The following is an 18,800-nucleotide window of genomic DNA, read 5'->3' as shown; positions in this document are numbered from 1 at the left end:
TCTGGATAAATTTAAATTAGTTAACTATTTTTTTAGTGTAAAAATCTACTGCAAATTAAAAAAATTGAAAGTATATGTAAGTAAGGGTATAATTATTTTGTACAAATTTTAGATAATATGTAGAAAAAGGTGAGGAATGAATGCTTTTTGATTTATTTGTAAATGTTTTTGCAATTGCAGCATTTTTACTGATAACAGGACAATTGTTTAAAAACTATCCCTTAGGAAATAAGTTACACGCTAAAAAACAAGCAGTATTTGGGGTAATTTATGGATTACTAGGAGTAATACTTATGATATATACAATCCATGCTACAAGTACTGTTATCTTAGATCTTAGAAATATTGCCATAATAATTTCAGCAGTTTTAGGAGGACCTATTTCATCTATAATTACAGCTATCTTTATAGCTATTTATAGAATATTGTCTTTTGATATAAATAATGCTTCTATTGTAGCTGTTTTTTTGGCATTAACTATGGGAATTGGATGTGCAGGTATTTCATCAATTAATGCATCAAGATTAAAAAAATATATTGTTATGACAATATTTACTTCGTCTATTTTAATTGTATCTATTAGCTCATTAATAGAGGATAGTAATAAAATATTTGATATAATGATATATCTAATTCCTATTCTCTTCTTTACTATACTCCTTTGTTACTTTGCTATGGAATACATAATTTCTTTTAGCAATAATTTTAGGCAAATGGATTACTATAGAATGATGTCTGATAATTTAACAGATATGATTTCGGCACATAAGCCGGATAGTAAATACCTATATATTTCTCCATTTTCAAGTGAAACATTTGGACATACAAAAGAAGAATTGATGCTATCTAATCCTTATGAATATATACATGCTGATGATATTGAAAATGTAAGGAGAATTCATAATATTGTACTTAATAATGACGGTATTTTTAATATGATATATAGAGTTAGAAAAAAAGATAACAGCTTTATATGGGTTGAGACGTCTTTGATGAGAATAAAAAATAAGAGTGGAGTAATTGAAGAAATTATATGTGTAACTAGAGATATTAGCCATCATAAACAAATAGAAAAGGAACTTATAGAATCTAATAATAGTATTAAAGATATACTAGAAAGTATACAAGATGCTTTTTTTGCTCTTGATAAAGAATGGAAATTTACTTATGTAAATAGAGAATCAGAAAAATTATTGGAAAAGAGTAAAGAAGAACTAATTGGGAAACCTATAGGAGACATTTTCCATGAAGGATCCCAAAAAACTTTTTATAATCAGTATAATAAAGTAATTAAAGAACATAAGCCAACTTATTTTGAAGAATTTTATGAACCTCTAAATAAATGGTTTAGTGTTAGTGCTTATCCTAAACATGATGGAATATCTGTATATTTTAGAGATGTAACGCAAAGTAAGCAAATGGAACAAGAATTAAATGCTACTAATGCTCTTTTTAAGGCTATTTTTGATAATGCTGGTTTTGGAATTTCATTAAAGGATATTAACGGTAAAAAAGTACTTACCAACAAAACATATTTGAATATGCTAGGATACTGTGAAGATGAAATACATAATATTGTAAAGAATGTACATCCTGATGACTGCGAAAAAGAAGCCTATCTTTTTAAGGAGCTTATTGATGGCAAGAGGGAATCATATACCATGGAAAAAAGGTATTATAATAAAGCAGGTAATCTAATATGGACAGATCTAGTTGCAACTTCCATAAAAGATACTTCGGAAAAAATTGAATTTTTATTGACTATGATCAATGATATAACTTCTAGAAAATTAGTAGAAGAAAAGCTAAAAGAAAGTGAAGAGAGATTAAAAGTAGCCAATGAAAAGTTAAAAAGATTATCCTTTATAGATGGGTTAACTAATGTTGCCAATAGAAGGTACTTTGATGACTATATTAAAAATGAATGGAATAGGGCCTTAAGAAATTCTACTGAATTGTCACTGCTTATGCTGGATATAGATCATTTTAAAGCTTACAATGATACTTATGGCCATCTTCAAGGAGATGAATGTCTGAAAATAGTAGCAAGTACAGGGAAAAATGCATTAAAAAGGCCAGAAGATTTATTTGCAAGATATGGTGGAGAAGAATTTGCTATAGTCCTTCCGGAAACTTGCAGTAAAGGAGGAGAATTCATAGCTAATAAAATACGTACTAATATAGAAAACTTAATGATACCTAACGCTAATTCACAAGTTAAACCCTATGTAACAGTAAGCATAGGAGTTGCAACTGTAATTCCTTCAGAAGATATGTCTTATGAAGAATTTATTAATAATGCTGATAAGGCATTATATAAAGCAAAAGAAAGCGGTAGAAATAGAGTTCAGATATTGTAATATTATTAAAAATAAGCAATATAAAAAGACTATGAAGAGAATTTTAGTAAATAAACTTCATAGTCTTTTATTATTTTTAAAATTAGCAATATGTTTTGTATTATATTACTTTAATTCTTTTGGAGAATAATTCACTTCAATTTTTTCTATTTTTCCGCTGCTTTTATTAGTCATAAAGGTAACTTCTTCAAAGGACTTTCCGTATATATAATACTTGAAGCTAGTGCTTTCTTCTACTTTAGCAGGTTTGCCATAGGCTGCAATTACTTGGTCTATGCTAGATTTTTCTGAAATCCCTTTTGGTAATTCCAAAGGAATCATTGCACCATTATTGTAGTACTCTAAATAAGTAACAAAACAGTGTTTTAGAGGTTCTCCCTTATCACTATAGTTGTGAATTTGGGTTCTTAGTACTTGGTTATCTTTTCTTAATTCCACTCCTACAGCACCAGACTTAGCAGGAATAACCTGATCATTATTTGATTGAAGTGTCCAACCGTTTTTAGTTAGTTCTGTAATAGGCGCCGGTAATTTATAGTAATTACCTCCGTATTTAACTTGGAAAGAAAATAAATCTTTACCTATACTTGAAGGAGCTTTATAGTTTTTAACTATTTCAGGTGCTGTTGTATTAGTAGAAGTACCTTGGTCTTTTTTAGGTGGCGCTAAATTGTCTACTTCAATAGCATATACTTTTTTATCTTCAACATTAATTGAAATCTCATAATTTGAGTAGCTACCAGATTTGTAGGTTAGCTTAATTATATTGTCTCCTTTATATTCATTAGAAGGTTTGCCATAAGCTGCAATTACTTGATCATAGGTAGATCCTATAGTAATTCCTTTTGCAATAGAAATAGTTGTTCCAGGGTTTTGAGTGTCTGATTCTATTTTAACACCACCAACGAGACATTGTGATAATGGTGAAACATCCATGCCAAAGTTTACTATTTTTATCAAGATATTTTGGTTCCCATTCTTTAAGGTTTCTAATTTGTATTGATTTGGTTCTAGTTTAGTATTAGTAAAATCATTGCCTAACCATCCGTTTTTTTCAAATGTGGAAAATGAAGTAGGAAGAGAATATGCCATACCGTTTATCAATACTTCATAGCTGTATAAATCATTAGATATATTTTGGGAAGCAGGTTTTGTAGTAGTTGCTTCGCTAGCTGTATTTTCTGTTTGTTCTTTTTCCTTTGGATTTTCTGGTGTCTTCTTTGAACAGGCAGAAAATGACATAGTTAATACAACTAATAATAAAGGTGTTATTATTTTTTTCAGGGTTTTCATTTTACATCATCTCTTTTCTTTTATAATATTTGACTATGTTTTAAGAGAGTGCTGACAATAGACTCAACAATTCTTAAAACAGCCTTAACCCATTAATAAAAAATTTTAAATGAATGTAAAAATTAACATTCATTTAAAATATATTTTGGAATATTTACCATACTTTAATATATTCGCCACCCTATAGATTATGCTGATGCATAAATAGTTGGTACATGATACAGTTCAGACATTGTAATACTAAAAAATGACTTCTGAAATAAAATCAGAAGTCATTTTTTAAATTAGATAAGGGAAAGTTAATGGTTTTAACTTATCTCTAAAAAGAAATTTCTGAAACTGCCTTTGAAAAAGTGTTCACTTTAACAATAATTAAATTTTGAGGATTTTTAGGATCTTTATTTTGTTTAACATATTCAAAAACATAGTATTCTTTTTCAGAACTGTTAAATTTTAGTTCGTAGCTAGATTTTAAAAATTTTAATTTAGTATTTTTTAATGGTGATGATTTTATAAAGTTATCTGCAATTTTTTTACTGGCATCTTTAGAAATAGGTTTGTTTTTATAATTTGAAGAGATATTTCTAGAGATGAAAAATGGTTTTTTATCCTGTAAAGAAATTCTTACTTGAAAGCTTTCTTTACCATTGCTTATAAAAACAATCCAGTATGTCTTCATGTCTGATATTTTATCAAGTTTAAATTTGCTTTCATCACCATTAAGTTTAAAATAGTTTTTTGTAGTTTTAACTGCTATTTTAAAAGCTTTTTGCTCCGTAAGTTTATTTTTAATTTTAGCTTTATTAGAAGACTTAACTTTACTTAAATTATTACTATTTCTTGAAACTTGAATATTAACACTTTTTCTATTTGAAGTAGGAATTTTACTAATAGAAGCGTAGGCTGTAGCGGAAGTAGCAAAAGTTAATGTTAATATAAATGCTGATAATCTCTTAAATTTCATTTCATGCACCCCTTATTAAGTTATTTTTAAAATGGATTTACTAAAAGATATTTTAACTTATAGAAAACTGACAGTTTCTTGTAACATATCTACATATTGAAATTATAAATTTATTACTAAAATAATAAGTTACAATAGGATTAAAATTTATTAACTAAATAGTGACAATGAATGTAAAGTTTAAGATTTTTTTAATCTAATTTTAATTTAGGATGTTTATAATATTGAGCATAATAATAAAAATTACACTAGAAAGTTTATTTGAAAATGAGGAGAGAAAGACATGGATGTTTTAGGAAATTTTATTAATATTATAATGCATATTGATAAGTATTTAAATTTGATAGTACAGCAATATGGAATACTTACATACGTTATCTTATTTGCCATTATTTTCTTTGAAACAGGGTTAGTCGTTACACCATTTTTGCCAGGAGATTCAGTACTATTTGCAGCAGGAGCGATAGCAGCAATAAGTTCTCTTAATATATTCACCTTATTAATTATAATTTATTTGGCTGCGGTACTTGGTGATACAGTAAATTACCATATAGGAAAAAAGATTGGAGCCAAGATATTAGAAAAAGAAGATATAAGATTTATTAACAAAGAATATTTAAAGAAGGCTCAAGATTTTTATGAGAAGCATGGTTCAATGACTATAGTTATAGCAAGATTTATTCCTATTATAAGAACTTTTGCACCATTTGTAGCTGGCATTGGTGAAATGAAGTACAAAAAGTTTATACCTTATAATATGATTGGTGGAGCACTATGGGTAAGCTTGTTCTTATGTGGAGGGTACTTTTTCGGGAATTTATCTTTTATAAGAAATAATTTTTCCTATGTACTAATTGCTATAATAATTATCTCTTTACTTCCAGGAATTGTAGTCTTTATTAAAGAAAAGAAAAAAGTTGAAAGTTCTGCATTTTAATCTAATCTATTAAGAGTAAACAATATAAATTCTACGAAAGAAAATAGAGACAGACATAGAGAAGGCAAATAAAGTAGTATATAGTTAATATTGTATGGTGAATTAATAGTTAACTATTTTCTTATGGAGGTGGTAGCTTGAAGGATTTTAAAGTTCTTTTAGTAGAAGATGAAAAGCAAATGTCAATGTTTATTCAAATGGAACTTACTCATGAAGGATATGAAGTTGATGCAGCTTATGAGGGAAGAGAAGCTTTGAAAAAGGTGGAAAATACAGAGTATGATTTAATTCTTCTAGATATTATGATACCAAATCTAAATGGAATTGAGGTTTGTAGAAGGATAAGACAATTCTCGTATGTACCAATAATAATGTTAACTGCTAAAAGTGATATACCAGATAAAGTTTTAGGACTTGATACTGGGGCTAATGATTATTTAACTAAACCCTTTGCAATAGAGGAATTATTGGCAAGAATACGAGTATATAAAAGAGATAAAGTATTAAATAATAAGGTTGATGAAATTAAAGTAAAGGATATTGTAATGAATAATGAAACACATCAGGTGTGGAGAAAGGGTAAAGAAATTGAACTTACCAAAAAAGAATATAGTCTTCTTGAAATGCTTTTAATTAATAAAAATATTGTGCTTACAAGAGAGCGGTTAATTGAAGAGGTATGGGGTTACGATTACATAGGAGATACTAATGTGGTAGATGTATTTATAAGATATTTACGAAGTAAAATTGATGACGGCTTTGAAGAGAAGCTTATAACTACAATAAGGGGAATAGGATATGTTATCAAAGATAATTAATCATACTTTAAAGATTATTAAAAGTGCAAAAATTTCTATAAAGCTTACAATAGTATATGCTTTTATGTTTTCATTAGTATTACTTCTGCTAAATGCCTCTATTTTATATGGTGTGAAGTATTACCTGTATAATCAGACAAATAAACAGATAGAAGATGTGCAAACTATAGTATTAAATAAGCTTACATCAGAAAGTGAGCAGTTAGAATTATGGGATAAAGAAATATTTTTGAATGTTCCTTCTAAGGAGAATATTTTCATAAACATAGTACAGAAAGACGGAAAAATAATAAACTCATCAGGAAAATTTGATTATAAGATTAAAGAGCTTCAAGACAATTTAGAAGAATCAGTAGGTAAGGAAAAACACATTGAATATAGAGGAAGACATTTAACTTATAAAAATGTTGAATTTGAAAGTGAAAAATATGGTACTGTATATATTCAAATAGTAAAAGATATGGATAACGAATATGAGTTTATGAAAATATTATTCTGGGTTATGGCTGTAGCTGACTTTATAGGTGTTATTGCATCTATTATACTGGGATATATGGTAAGTAAGAGAATGTTAAAGCCTATTGATAATATAACTAAAACTGCTGAAAATATAAGCATCAATAACTTAAAGGAAAGAATAGAAGTAAAAGAGGGTCCCGATGATGAGCTTAAAAGACTTGTCAGTACCTTTAATAAGATGATAGATAGACTTCAAGGGGCTTTTAATAGGCAGGCACAATTCGTATCAGATGCTTCACATGAACTTAGAACTCCTATTGCTATTATTCAAGGATATGCTAACCTATTGGACAGATGGGGAAAAGATGATAGAGATGCCTTGGAAAAGTCAATCTATGCAATTAAATTAGAGGCCACTAATATGGCTAATTTAATTGAAAAGTTATTGTTCCTTGCAAAGGGTGATAGTGGTACTCAGTTTGTAGAAAAGAAAGAATTTTGGCTTAATGAATTAATTGATGAAGTAGTGAAAGAAAGCAGAATAATAGATCAAAATCACATAATATCCAGCAATAAAAATGATAATATTAAAATTTTTGCAGATTATAAGATGATAAAAGAAATGCTAAGAGTGTTTATTGATAATAGTATGAAGTTTACTCCGGACAGTGGAAAGATAGATATAAGTTCAGAAACCCAAGATAAAACTGCAAAAATAACTGTTAGTGATACAGGTGTTGGAATACCTAAAGATGAAGTGGAAAATATATTTAATAGGTTCTATATTGTAGATAAATCCAGGTCTAAAGAAAAAGGGGGAACAGGACTTGGACTGTCTATTGCCAAATGGATTATTGACATACATCATGGAATTATACATGTAGAAAGTGAAGAAGGTAAGGGTACAAAAGTAACTGTTACATTAAATTTAGATAATTAATGTAGCAGTTATTTTTTAAGATAAATCTAAAAGTTTTTTAATCTAATTTTAATCTAAAATGTTCATAATATATGACAGCATAAAGAAATAGTACATTTAATTATCTTTATAATTTTACAAAAAGGATATATAGAAAAGGCCATTGCTTTTTATCAGAATATATTATAGAAAGGATAGTTCAATATGAATATGGAACTTTTTAGATTAATAAATAACCTAGCAAATAAAAATAGTGTTTTAGATGGGATAATGGTTTTCTTCTCAAAAGATGTGCCCTATATATTTATGGCAGCCATTGTAATGGTATTTATTTTAGGAATTATAAAAAAGAATTCTGATTATAGAAAAATTGCTTTTAATACTTTTGTTATAACTTTAATCAACTTAATTTTAAGTTTTATCATTGGAGGTATCTATTATGTGGACAGGCCTTTTGTTCATAACAAGGTAAATTTATTATTTGCTCATGTAAAAGATGCATCCTTTCCAAGTGACCATGCAACAGGGACAATGAGTATAGCATTAGGACTTAGAGATTACAACAAGTCGCTTAACTTAATATTGACTATATTGTCCATACTTGTAGGAGTTTCAAGAATATATGTTGGTCATCACTACCCTATGGATGTCATGGGGGCATATATACTTGCTTTTGCAACAAGCTATATTTATAACTTGAAATTAAGAAATAAAGTAGGAAGTTTATATGAAATAGTTGAGAAGAAAATAGTAACAAGATTAGGATTTAGGTCATTATATAATGAAAATGAACGCTCTCCCAAATGCATAAAAAATTATAAATGTTAAATAAATATAGATATGAAAAAACACTGCTCTAAAAAAGCAGTGCTTATAGATTTTAAAATGACATATTTATTTAGCATCAGTTATACATGTTGAATTTTGATTTAGCAGATGATTATGCCAAATAGCCAGCATGCAAATAACAAAAGCAATTACTTTCCCAAGCATATTTCCAATCCAAAAGCCGTTTAAAGAAAATTGAGCTACTAAGAAATAGGTGGTGACAATTTTAATAATTAAATCAGATAAATTAGAATATAGATATTCCTTCATCATCAAAAATCCGCGCAGTACACTTTCATTAATTATCTTCCATCCATAAAATAAATAAGCAAGGCAAGAGAATTGTAAGTAATTTTTTGCAAATTGGTAGGCTATTGGATTTTCAGAAATATCAATGAAAGCTCCAATCAAATATCTGGGAATCAAAAAGTTTGATGCTGCAACACATAATAAATATACCGTTGAAAATCGTATACAAATTATATAGCCTTCTTTGATACGGTTTGTTTGTTTTGCGCCTGAGTTGGATGCTATAAAAATAGACAGTGCTTGTGATATTCCTATTACAACCAGCATTCCGAATAACATTATTTTATTCACAGCCATATATCCACTGATTACTTCGCTTCCGTATGGATTGACTAATGTTTGTAAAAAAAGTGCTGATAGAGATAAGATTAACTGTTGAAATATGGTTGGAACTGAAATTGATAAAATTTCTATGATTTTTTTAAATTGCATAGAGCTAGAACTATATCTTTTTATAAATGGCTGCATTTTTTTTCTTAATATTACAAGAGCTATTATCATTCCAATAATTTGAGAAAGAATTGTAGCAAATGCAGCTCCTCCAGTGCCCATATGAAATACAAGAATAAATAATAGATCTAAGACTACATTTAATAATGAAGTTAATATTACTAAAATCATAGAACATTTTGAATCTCCCAAAGCAACTATAATTGCTCTTGAAATGTCATATATAAATATGCCTGCAATGCCTGATATATAGATACTGATATATATTCCTGTATCAGCATAAAGCTGACTTGGTACGTTAATCCATGAGAGTATAGGTGTTTTTAAGCATACACCAATTATAGTTATGCATAGACCACTGATAAAACCAAACAATAAGATACTTTTTACTCCTATGATAATGTCTTTATATTTCTTTTCACCTATATATTTAGCGAAGATGACTTCACTTCCCATTTCTAATCCACCTGATAGTGTCATCAAAATCTGAACTACTGCACCAGCATTACCAACTGCCGCAAGTTCATTCACTCCCAAATAGCGACCTACAATAACCATATCAACTACATTATACAATTGTTGGGTGACCAAACTAAATATCATAGGCAGAGCGAAATTAAATAGTGTCTTCTTAATATTTCCATTTGTCATATCCATTTTCTTGACCCCTCACTTACCACTTGTTATAATGGCTATTATAAAGTATCACGTAACGTGATAGGCAAGGAGTATTTTATGATTGAAGATAAACTCACTACAAAACAATTTGCTGATATGTGTAAAGTAGAAAAAAGAACATTATTTTATTACGATGAAATAAATTTATTAAAGCCTATTGAAATAAAAGAAAACGGATATCGAATTTATTCTTCTAATCAATTTGATACTATGAGCATGATTAAGGCGCTTCAATCGGTAGGAATGTCCCTTTCTGATATAAAAAATTTAATGAGTGAAAATAACTTATCACATTGTAAGGCTTTGTTAAATAATCAAATACGTTTGATTAGAGAAAAACAAGATGAGTTGAAAATGGCTGAACAAATTCTTAACCACACAATGGAGCAATTGAATAATTATCTAGAAATTGGATGTAATAAATTTTTTATAGAAAAATCATCGGATATCTATTTAATTACTCAAGAAATACCAGAGGAAAATCCTATATTTATTAATTATATTACAAATGGATATCATCTTGGAGTTATCATGAGTGAAGAAATGACAACAGTTCCTCAGTATGTATTTAAGAAAGCAACTAGTAAAAATGAGAGTGATGCAACCAAACCTGCTGGTGATTATGCTTGTATCATTCAAAGTATCCCAAATGGAAAGGTTTCAGAAATAATCCATTCGTTTACTATGTTACTATCTTCTCAACACATAACTACAGAAGGACCTTTGTATGTGGAGAGTTTTGCCAATGATTTTATTAGATTTCCTAATGATGAATATGTATTTAAGCTATCTATTAAATGCAAATAGAAAATAAAAAGGTAGGATTTAAAGACAAAGATTGAATTCATAATCTTTGCAAGGATTTCTTACTAAAGTATACTCCTATAACAAGTGTTATCATTTCTGATAATGGAAAGCTCAGCCATATACCAGTCATTTCAAAGAAATAAGACAGTAGTAAAGCCATTGGAACAATAATGCAGCCACTACGTAGGATTGAAATGGTGAATGCATGTTTTGGTTCATTTATAGAACTTAATATAACTGAAGTAATAATATTAATTCCCGCAAAGAAGAAACCGACAAAATAAATGATTAGCCCATTGGATGCGGTTTTTGAGAGAATTTCAATATGATCTCTATTGAATAATTCCACTAACTTATTATTAAAAATAGTAATGAAAATATATAAAACAACTGAATATCCAAGTGATACACGGATTGCGTATTTAAATAATTGCCGAATTTTTTTATTATTCCCTTGTCCAAAGTTTTTGCTCAATAAAGGTTGGGTTCCTTGAGAAATACCTACAAAAATAGAAGTTGCCACCAATGCTAAATTAGCTACAATACCATATGCTGCCACTCCCATGTTTCCAGCAATATTCAAAATAAGAAAATTGAATACAATAAGAATAATGCCGGAAGCAATCTCTGTGATGAAGGATGATCCCCCTAAACTACAAATATGGAATACTTGTTGTATTGTAAAATTTGACTTATGAAAATGGAATTGGTTTTTCTTTTTAACACAGTGTCCCATTAAAATAAACATACTAATGATAGGTGCTAGTCCTGTTGCAAAAGCTGCCCCAAACATTCCCCACTGCAGAGGAAAAATAAAAACATAGTCTAAAATAATGTTTGATAAACTTCCAATTAACATTCCAGCCATTGACAGCTTAGGACTTCCATCATTCCTAATAAAAGCAATAAAAATATTATTAAGAATAAAAAAAGGAGCAAAACACAAAATTGTTTTTAGATATGTATTTGTCATGCAAAAGGTATTTTTATCTGCTCCTAATAAACTGCTAAGTGTCTGAGAGGCAAGCAAACCAATTAGCAGAAAAAGTACCCCTAATAGAATTCCAATTTTAATAGAGTTTGTAAAAATAGTATTTGCTTTGTTATGCTTATTCTGTGCTTGATAAATAGAATATTTTGTAGCAGCACCTATGCCAATCAAAAGTCCGGTAGCATTAATAAAACTGTAAATAGGAATTGATAAATTTAGAGCTGTTAATCCAGCTACTCCCAATCCTTTAGATATAAAAAAAGTGTCTGCTAAAATATAGCATGAAAGGCCAATCATCCCTATAACGTTTGTTAACACATACCGTACAAATGTTTTTTTCATACTCATTTCTATAATTCCTCCTAAAATAAACAAAAAAATACCTAACATTTATTCCTACTAAGACCTAAAGGAATAAAGTTAAGTACTGTATATGAGTTACCCGGCGGCAACACAATAGTATTTAATATGAATTTTATAAATAATATCATAGCATATTAGACTTTGTCAATAAAATATGAAGAATCTTTATTGATATATTTATGTAATTTTCTCTTCTACTCTATTTTTGAGACCCTCTTCTAAATATTCGGCACCAAATTTATACATCATTTCTAGCATGGGAATTATCCACCATTTGAACATTATGCGCAAATACGAACATATATAAGAATATGTGCAGGAACAGTACGCAAAGCGGTTGAGCAATACACTAAAGCTGCCTGTCCCCTTAGTTCATACAAATTTAAAATTGTTAAATTTGTAAATTGAAAATTGAATAGACAAGGTTGTAAAGTTAATGTATATTTGAATTATAGTATTACAAAATATTGTAAATGGATATTGTATAAAGATTCCTTTTTAAGTTCCGATGCAGGTAGTGTAAAGTAACTTATGAAAAATAAGTATCTGCCAGTTAGTAGGCATATTACTTGCATTCTGAAGTATTTCTACCTCTTTAAGAGGACTTTACATTATCAAAACGCAGGGAGGTTGAATTAAATGAAAGTTAGTATCAAAAACATCATGAATCAGCACCCTTTAACTGTAATGAATAATGACAGAATTACTAAAGTTATAAGTTTGCTAAATGAAGGTAAAGAAGGGGTAGTAGTTATAAATGACTATGAAAAACCTATAGGTATTATTACTAATAGTATTCTTTCCAAATCCTTAGTTGAGGGGATTTCTGTAAATGAATATGTGACAGCAATTATGAAGCGTCAATTCCAAGTTGTTTACCCTGAAGAATTTCCTGATAAATGTACTGGGGAACAAGAAATTTGGCCTGTTCTAGAGAAAAATAAACTTATTGGGACTATTACTCTAAATACTCTTATGAATTACTGGAAAGAAATCGGGAAAGAAAATGAGAATTATTTATCGGCTTTGGTACAATACACAACTAATGGAGCTATTATTACTGATGAATTTGGATATATTAAAGTTTACAATAAAATGGCAGAGAAAATTTTAGGAATTTCTAAAGATAGAGCTTTGGGGAAGGTAATCACTGATATAGTTCCTGATCCTTCTTTGATGAATAATATAAAGAATAGAGAGCCTCATATAGGAAAAAAGTTATTCTTGGATGATGTTACGGTGATTTGTAATCGTTTTCTTATCAGGCATAGTGAGAAAATAGTAGGTGCTATTAGTATATTTAACGATATATCACAACAAGAAAAACTATCTAATGATTTAGAATTAAGCAAGAAATATACCAAGGAACTGGACAATATTATTGAAGCATTTTCAGATGGAATATATATTTCAGATGGAGATGGTTTTGGTCTTAGGGTTAATAAATCTTTACAACGTATTACTGGAGCGACGGCAGAGGATTTAATTGGTAAATATATTTCAAGTGCAGTAGAACAAGGTGTAATTTCTAATTCGGTTACTCTCAAAGTTTTAGAAAAGAGAGAAACAATTACGATTACTCAAAGGATTAAAGGAGAGAAAGAATTTCTTGTTACTGGTACACCTATTTTTGACGAAGAGGGTAAAATAAATAGGGTGGTTACTACTATTCGGGATGTAACAGAGCTAAGTAATTTACAAAAAAAACTTACAGAAAGTAATGAACTTACTCAAAAATATTATAAGGAGCTGATGCTCCTACGTAAGCGCCAGTTTGCTGAGAGTAATTTAGTATTTAAAAGCAAAGAAATGAAAAGAATTGTTGAATATGCTAATAAGGCTGCCATGTTTGATTCTACATGTCTGTTATTAGGGGAATCTGGAGTTGGTAAAGATGTAATAGCCCGCATAATATATTCTAATAGTTTAAGAAAAGACGAGGCCTTTATTAAACTTAATTGCGGTGCTATTCACTATAATTTATTAGAATCAGAGCTATTTGGATATGAAAGAGGAGCTTTCACAAGTGCCAATAAGGAAGGTAAGCCTGGAATGTTTGAATTGGCTCATAAGGGCACGCTGTTCTTAGATGAAATAGGGGAATTGCCTTTGGATCTTCAAGTTAAGCTGCTTCATGCTATTCAAGATATGATCATTTCAAGGGTGGGGAGTACTAAGACTATCCAAGTGGATGTTCGTGTTATTGCAGCTACCAATCGCAATCTAGAAGATATGATTCATAAGGGACAATTCCGTGAAGATCTTTATTATCGACTTAATATTATTCCAATTGAAATTCCGCCGCTACGTGAAAGACCCGATGATATAATACCTTTAATTGAATTATTTTTACGAAAGATGAACAAAAAATACAATAAAAACAAGCAATTAAAACCCGAAGTTATTGAGTGTTTACTCAAGTATGAATGGCCAGGGAACGTTCGAGAATTAAAAAATATTGTAGAAAGGTTAGTGGTAATTAGTAGCGGAGAATTAATAGAAATTAAGGACCTACCTGAAAGTTTGAAAATTAGCAAATTAAATAAATTAGGGAAAAAATATAGATATAATTGTAAAAGCAGCCTAAAAGAAGTTATTGAGGAAGTGGAAAAAGAGTTTTTGAAAGAAACTCTTAAAAGTTATAAAAGCTTACGTGAGGCGTCCAAGATATTGGGGGTAGACCATTCTACCTTATCTAGAAAAATTAAGAAATATAAACTTTCTCTATAATACCTAATGGAAAAATATCTGTTGCAAGTATGCATTGGAGCAAAAAAGCAACAAACACTTTGTATTTATTCCATAAGTATTAAGGAGTCAATGTTCGGAGCATTATTAATCTTATTAAAATTGAAAAATGGTGCAATGTTGCATAATCTTTTTTTTTAAAACCACAATCATATGTGGTTTTTTTATGTGGCATAGTTTTTGCTCATATTTATTAGTGAGATGTTAGGAAAGGAGGAAAAATTAAATGAAAACTTAAAGGAGCTAAATCCCGCTGATAAAAGGAAATTTGGTGAAATGGACTAGGCTAATATTAAGCATAAAAATGATAAGGAGGCAAATCAATTGGAGAAAAATATTATATTAGAAAAAGAGAATGGAATAGCTACTATTATTATGAATAGAGCAAAGGTACTTAATACCCTTCATCCTGATTTAGTCAAAGAGTTCATTGTAGCATTAAAAGACGTGAAAGAAGATGACGAAATCAAAGTTGTGGTTCTTACTGGTACAGGAAAAGCATTCTGTGCTGGTGGAGATTTACCATATATAGAGTCTATTGATAATTCTATTGATGGAAGAACCTATATAAAGATGGCAGGGAATATAGTTACGTATATTACAAAAATGGAGAAACCCGTAATAGCAATGGTTAACGGTGTGGCAGCGGGAGCTGGATTTAATCTTGCTCTTGCATGTGATATTATCTACTGTGCTAAGTCTGCACGCTTTGCGCAGAGTTTTTCAAAGGTTGGGTTAGTTCCTGACTGTGGCGGATCCTATTTCTTACCAAGGGCTGTTGGCAGCCATAAAGCTAAGGAATTAATGTTTACTGCAGAATTAATTAATTCCGAAACAGCATATGAGCTTGGATTTATAAACAAAGTTGTTGATGATGATAAATTAAAAGAAAAAACATATCAGTTTGCTGAAAAACTAGTTAAAGCTGCGCCTATTCCACTTGCATTTATTAAGACAAGTATAAATCAAAGCGAAAGATTAACCTTAGAGGATGCATTAGAAGTGGAAACTGATAAACAGAGTTTTTGTTTGCAGACACAGGATAATAAAGAAGGAGTAAAAGCATTTAAAGAAAAACGTGAACCTCTTTTCTCAGGAAAATAAATCGTAATTTGAAATAATAGGTAAAATTTAATAAGTAGTACTGTGAAGGAGTAGGTATATGAAAGAAAAATTAAGAAATAGATGGATTATACTCATAGCTAGTATAATATGTAATCTCTGTATAGGTGCAGTTTATGCTTGGAGTGTATTCCAAAAACCGTTGGTAGAGCAATTTAAATGGACAGCAAGTGATGCCTCATGGGCATTTTCACTTACTCTTGTTATGATGCCAATAGCGATGACCTTTGCTGGTAAGATAGCAGACCAAAAAGGTCCCAGACTTGCGGTGTTATTTGGAGGGATACTGTTTGGTATAGGTATGTTACTCTCCGGTTATGCCACTTCACTTACCACATTGTATTTGTTCCACGGCATAATTGGTGGACTAGGGGTAGGTACAGTATACGGTTGTGCAATGACAAATACAGTTAAGTGGTTTCCAGATAAAAAAGGTATAGCATCAGGTCTTATTGCAGCCGGTTTGGGTTCAGGAGCAATAGTATTTGCGCCTTTAGCTAATCATTTCATTATGACTTATAATGTTCAATCTGCTTTTAAAATTTTAGGAGTTATTTATATTATTGCAATTACAATTTCTTCCCTTTTCATTGAAATGCCACCTAAAAATTATATGCCTGCTGGATGGACACCACCTGTTGCTCGACCAGGAGTTAGTTCCATAGATAAAAATTGGAAAGAAATGATGCAAGATCCTATATTTTACGTTCTGTGCCTGATGTATGTAATGGGTGCTGTTTCAGGATTAATGATTATTGCTCATGCTTCTCCAATTGGACAGGATGTGGCCGGATTGGATGCATCTACAGCTGCTGTAGTTGTTAGTATTTTAGGATTATCAAATACATTGGGAAGAGCCTTCTGGGGATGGATATCTGATCTTATTGGACGCTATAATGCTCTGTTTTGTATATTTGGAGTTTTTGCAGTAGCAATGTTTCTTATCTCTTCAGTTAATTCTTTTGTACCCTTTGTTGTGTTAGTATGTGCAATAGGTCTTGGATATGGAGGTCTTTTAGGAGTATACCCTACTATTAATGCTGACATGTTTGGTTTAAAAAATATGGGACAGAACTATGGAATCATGTTTTTTGCTTTTGCAATTGCAGCAATGATTGGACCTCGTTTAGTTGCTGGAGTTAAACAGGCTAATGGTAATTATGCCATGGCATTTATTATAGCTGCTGTTATGGCTGCTATAGGTGCTATTTTAACACTGTTTGTTAAGTCTCAGCTTAAGAAAAGGCAGAGTAAAGAGTCACTTGCAGATTAATGCAAGAAAAATATGATTTTATTTCTATGGTTAGGATAAATAAATTTAATTATCAATGAGAGGAGTAAAATAATTATGAATAATTTTATGGAAGAATATCAAAGAAAGCTTGTGACTGCTGATGAAGCTGCAAGAGTGGTTAAGTCAGGGGATTGGGTAGAGTATGGTGCTGTTCTCAACTGTGCTTCCGATTTTGACGAGGCTCTTGCAAAACGCAAAGACGAGCTATGGGATGTAAAAATTCGTACTGCCATAGGACCTTACCGTCATCATACCATCGAAGCTGATCCAAGCGGTGAACATTTTGTTTGGAATTCATGGCACCAAGCTGGCCAAGACAGAAAGTATGCTAACAGCAAGAATCTTTATTTCTGTCCCATGAATCTCAGTGAGCTTCCTCAGATGACCAGACAAGACGCTATTCCATCCGAGATTTTTGTGGTTCAGACTACACCTATGGATAAGCATGGTTATTTCAACTTTGGATTGAGTTCAGTACATTCCATGGCAGCCATAGAAACAGCTAAGATTATTATATTTGAAGTCAACGACAAGATGCCCCGTTGTCTGGGTGGAAATCAAGAATGTGCGCATATTTCACAGGTAGACTATGTGTTTGAAAGTAAGAGCAAATCTCTTGGGGTTTTGCCAGCAGTTCCTCCTAATGAAGTAGAAGAAAAAATTGCTGGTTTCATCCTCCAACGTCTTTATAATGGTTGTTGTATACAGCTTGGTATCGGCGGCGTTCCAAATGCTGTAGGAAAGATGGTAGCACAATCAGATTTGAAAGACTTAGGCGTGCATACTGAAATGTATGCAGATGCTTATGTGGAGATGAGCAAAGCTGGAAAAATTACCGGAGCATGCAAAAACATTGATAAATACAAGCAGGTTTACTCTTTTGCAATGGGAACTGCAGAAATGTATGAGTTTATCGATGACAACCCAGGCTTGGCTTCTTACTCCATAGATTATACAAATGACCCTGCTGTTGTTGCACAAATCGATGATTTTGTCTCAATAAACGCAGCTGTGGAGATGGATTTATTTGGACAGATTTGTGCTGAAAGTGTTGGAACTAAGCAGGTAAGCGGTACAGGAGGACAACTAGATTTCGTAATAGGTGCTTATCATTCTAAAGGCGGACAAAGTTTTGTTTGCTTGCCTTCAACTGTAACTATAAAAGGAAATGTATCTTCAAGGATTAAGCCTATTATTACCCCTGGAGGAATTATTACAGATCCAAGAACATGTACTGATATGGTTGTAACAGAGTATGGTATTGCAAAAATTAAAGGTCAAAATACTTGGCAGAGAGCTGAAAACCTTATCAATATTGCTCATCCTGATTTCCGTGATGAATTGATAAAAGAGGCTGAAAATATGAATATTTGGAGAAGAACTAATAAAAGAGTTTAATTTAATAGTATGCTATGCCGTCAGTAGTTTTACTCAAAAATCTTCAATGAATTAAGTTTATT

General features: G+C 30.6%; 14 protein-coding genes. 10 read left to right on the top strand and 4 right to left on the bottom strand.

The annotated features are described in order from the left end of the window. Window positions 1-140: 140 nt before the first annotated feature. Window positions 141-2,360: a diguanylate cyclase domain-containing protein gene (locus ACWW38_RS04345; protein WP_456259586.1), complete on the top strand. Its 2,220-nt coding sequence runs from the start codon at window positions 141-143 to the stop codon at window positions 2,358-2,360. A 105-nt stretch (window positions 2,361-2,465) separates the two neighbouring features. On the opposite strand, the gene ACWW38_RS04340 is transcribed toward ACWW38_RS04345, so the two are convergent. Together ACWW38_RS04340 and ACWW38_RS04335 are read right to left on the bottom strand one after the other, a co-directional pair. Then, window positions 2,466-3,653 (bottom strand): hypothetical protein, encoded by a 1,188-nt coding sequence (locus ACWW38_RS04340; protein WP_456259585.1) that lies wholly within the window; start codon window positions 3,651-3,653, stop codon window positions 2,466-2,468. A 319-nt stretch (window positions 3,654-3,972) separates the two neighbouring features. Then, window positions 3,973-4,617, bottom strand: coding sequence for a hypothetical protein (locus ACWW38_RS04335; RefSeq protein WP_456259584.1), 645 nt, complete (start codon window positions 4,615-4,617; stop codon window positions 3,973-3,975). A 283-nt stretch (window positions 4,618-4,900) separates the two neighbouring features. On the opposite strand from ACWW38_RS04335, the gene ACWW38_RS04330 reads away from it, so the two are divergent. The 4 genes from ACWW38_RS04330 (at window position 4,901) to ACWW38_RS04315 (ending at window position 8,578) form a co-directional block, all read left to right on the top strand. Then, window positions 4,901-5,554 carry a DedA family protein gene (locus ACWW38_RS04330; protein ID WP_456259583.1) on the top strand — a complete coding sequence of 218 codons (654 nt, stop codon included), beginning with the start codon at window positions 4,901-4,903 and terminating at the stop codon, window positions 5,552-5,554. A gap of 137 nt (window positions 5,555-5,691) precedes the next feature. Further along, the gene (locus ACWW38_RS04325; RefSeq protein ID WP_456259582.1) at window positions 5,692-6,372 is read left to right on the top strand and encodes a response regulator transcription factor; all 681 of its coding nucleotides are present in this window, start codon (window positions 5,692-5,694) and stop codon (window positions 6,370-6,372) included. Next, window positions 6,353-7,771, top strand: coding sequence for an ATP-binding protein (locus ACWW38_RS04320; RefSeq protein WP_456259581.1), 1,419 nt, complete (start codon window positions 6,353-6,355; stop codon window positions 7,769-7,771). Before ACWW38_RS04325 ends, ACWW38_RS04320 begins: the two co-directional genes overlap by 20 nt. A gap of 183 nt (window positions 7,772-7,954) precedes the next feature. After that, on the top strand, window positions 7,955-8,578 hold the full coding sequence (locus ACWW38_RS04315; protein WP_456259580.1) for an undecaprenyl-diphosphatase: 624 nt from the start codon (window positions 7,955-7,957) through the stop codon (window positions 8,576-8,578). Window positions 8,579-8,644: 66 nt separating this feature from the next. On the opposite strand, the gene ACWW38_RS04310 is transcribed toward ACWW38_RS04315, so the two are convergent. After that, on the bottom strand, window positions 8,645-9,994 hold the full coding sequence (locus tag ACWW38_RS04310; protein WP_456259579.1) for an MATE family efflux transporter: 1,350 nt from the start codon (window positions 9,992-9,994) through the stop codon (window positions 8,645-8,647). A 78-nt stretch (window positions 9,995-10,072) separates the two neighbouring features. On the opposite strand from ACWW38_RS04310, the gene ACWW38_RS04305 reads away from it, so the two are divergent. Then, window positions 10,073-10,822, top strand: coding sequence for a MerR family transcriptional regulator (locus ACWW38_RS04305; RefSeq protein ID WP_456259578.1), 750 nt, complete (start codon window positions 10,073-10,075; stop codon window positions 10,820-10,822). A 37-nt stretch (window positions 10,823-10,859) separates the two neighbouring features. Here ACWW38_RS04305 and ACWW38_RS04300 read toward each other — a convergent pair whose 3' ends face one another. After that, window positions 10,860-12,161: an MATE family efflux transporter gene (locus tag ACWW38_RS04300; protein ID WP_456259577.1), complete on the bottom strand. Its 1,302-nt coding sequence runs from the start codon at window positions 12,159-12,161 to the stop codon at window positions 10,860-10,862. A gap of 654 nt (window positions 12,162-12,815) precedes the next feature. On the opposite strand from ACWW38_RS04300, the gene ACWW38_RS04295 reads away from it, so the two are divergent. The 4 genes from ACWW38_RS04295 to ACWW38_RS04280 all read left to right on the top strand — a co-directional run bounded on the left by ACWW38_RS04295 (window position 12,816) and on the right by ACWW38_RS04280 (window position 18,738). Further along, the gene (locus tag ACWW38_RS04295; protein ID WP_456259576.1) at window positions 12,816-14,906 is read left to right on the top strand and encodes a sigma 54-interacting transcriptional regulator; all 2,091 of its coding nucleotides are present in this window, start codon (window positions 12,816-12,818) and stop codon (window positions 14,904-14,906) included. Window positions 14,907-15,248: 342 nt separating this feature from the next. After that, window positions 15,249-16,028, top strand: coding sequence for an enoyl-CoA hydratase/isomerase family protein (locus ACWW38_RS04290; protein WP_456259575.1), 780 nt, complete (start codon window positions 15,249-15,251; stop codon window positions 16,026-16,028). A gap of 58 nt (window positions 16,029-16,086) precedes the next feature. Beyond that, entirely contained in the window at window positions 16,087-17,319 is a 1,233-nt protein-coding gene (locus ACWW38_RS04285; protein WP_456259574.1) for an L-lactate MFS transporter, read from the top strand. 75 nt (window positions 17,320-17,394) lie between these two features. Next, a complete protein-coding gene (locus ACWW38_RS04280) occupies window positions 17,395-18,738 on the top strand; it encodes an acetyl-CoA hydrolase/transferase family protein (RefSeq protein ID WP_456259573.1) in 1,344 nt (447 codons plus the stop codon). The last annotated feature ends 62 nt before the right edge of the window (window positions 18,739-18,800 follow it).

This window comes from Clostridium sp. JNZ J1-5 (genome assembly GCF_053901425.1).
This window is presented reverse-complemented; position numbering and strand designations above follow the sequence as displayed.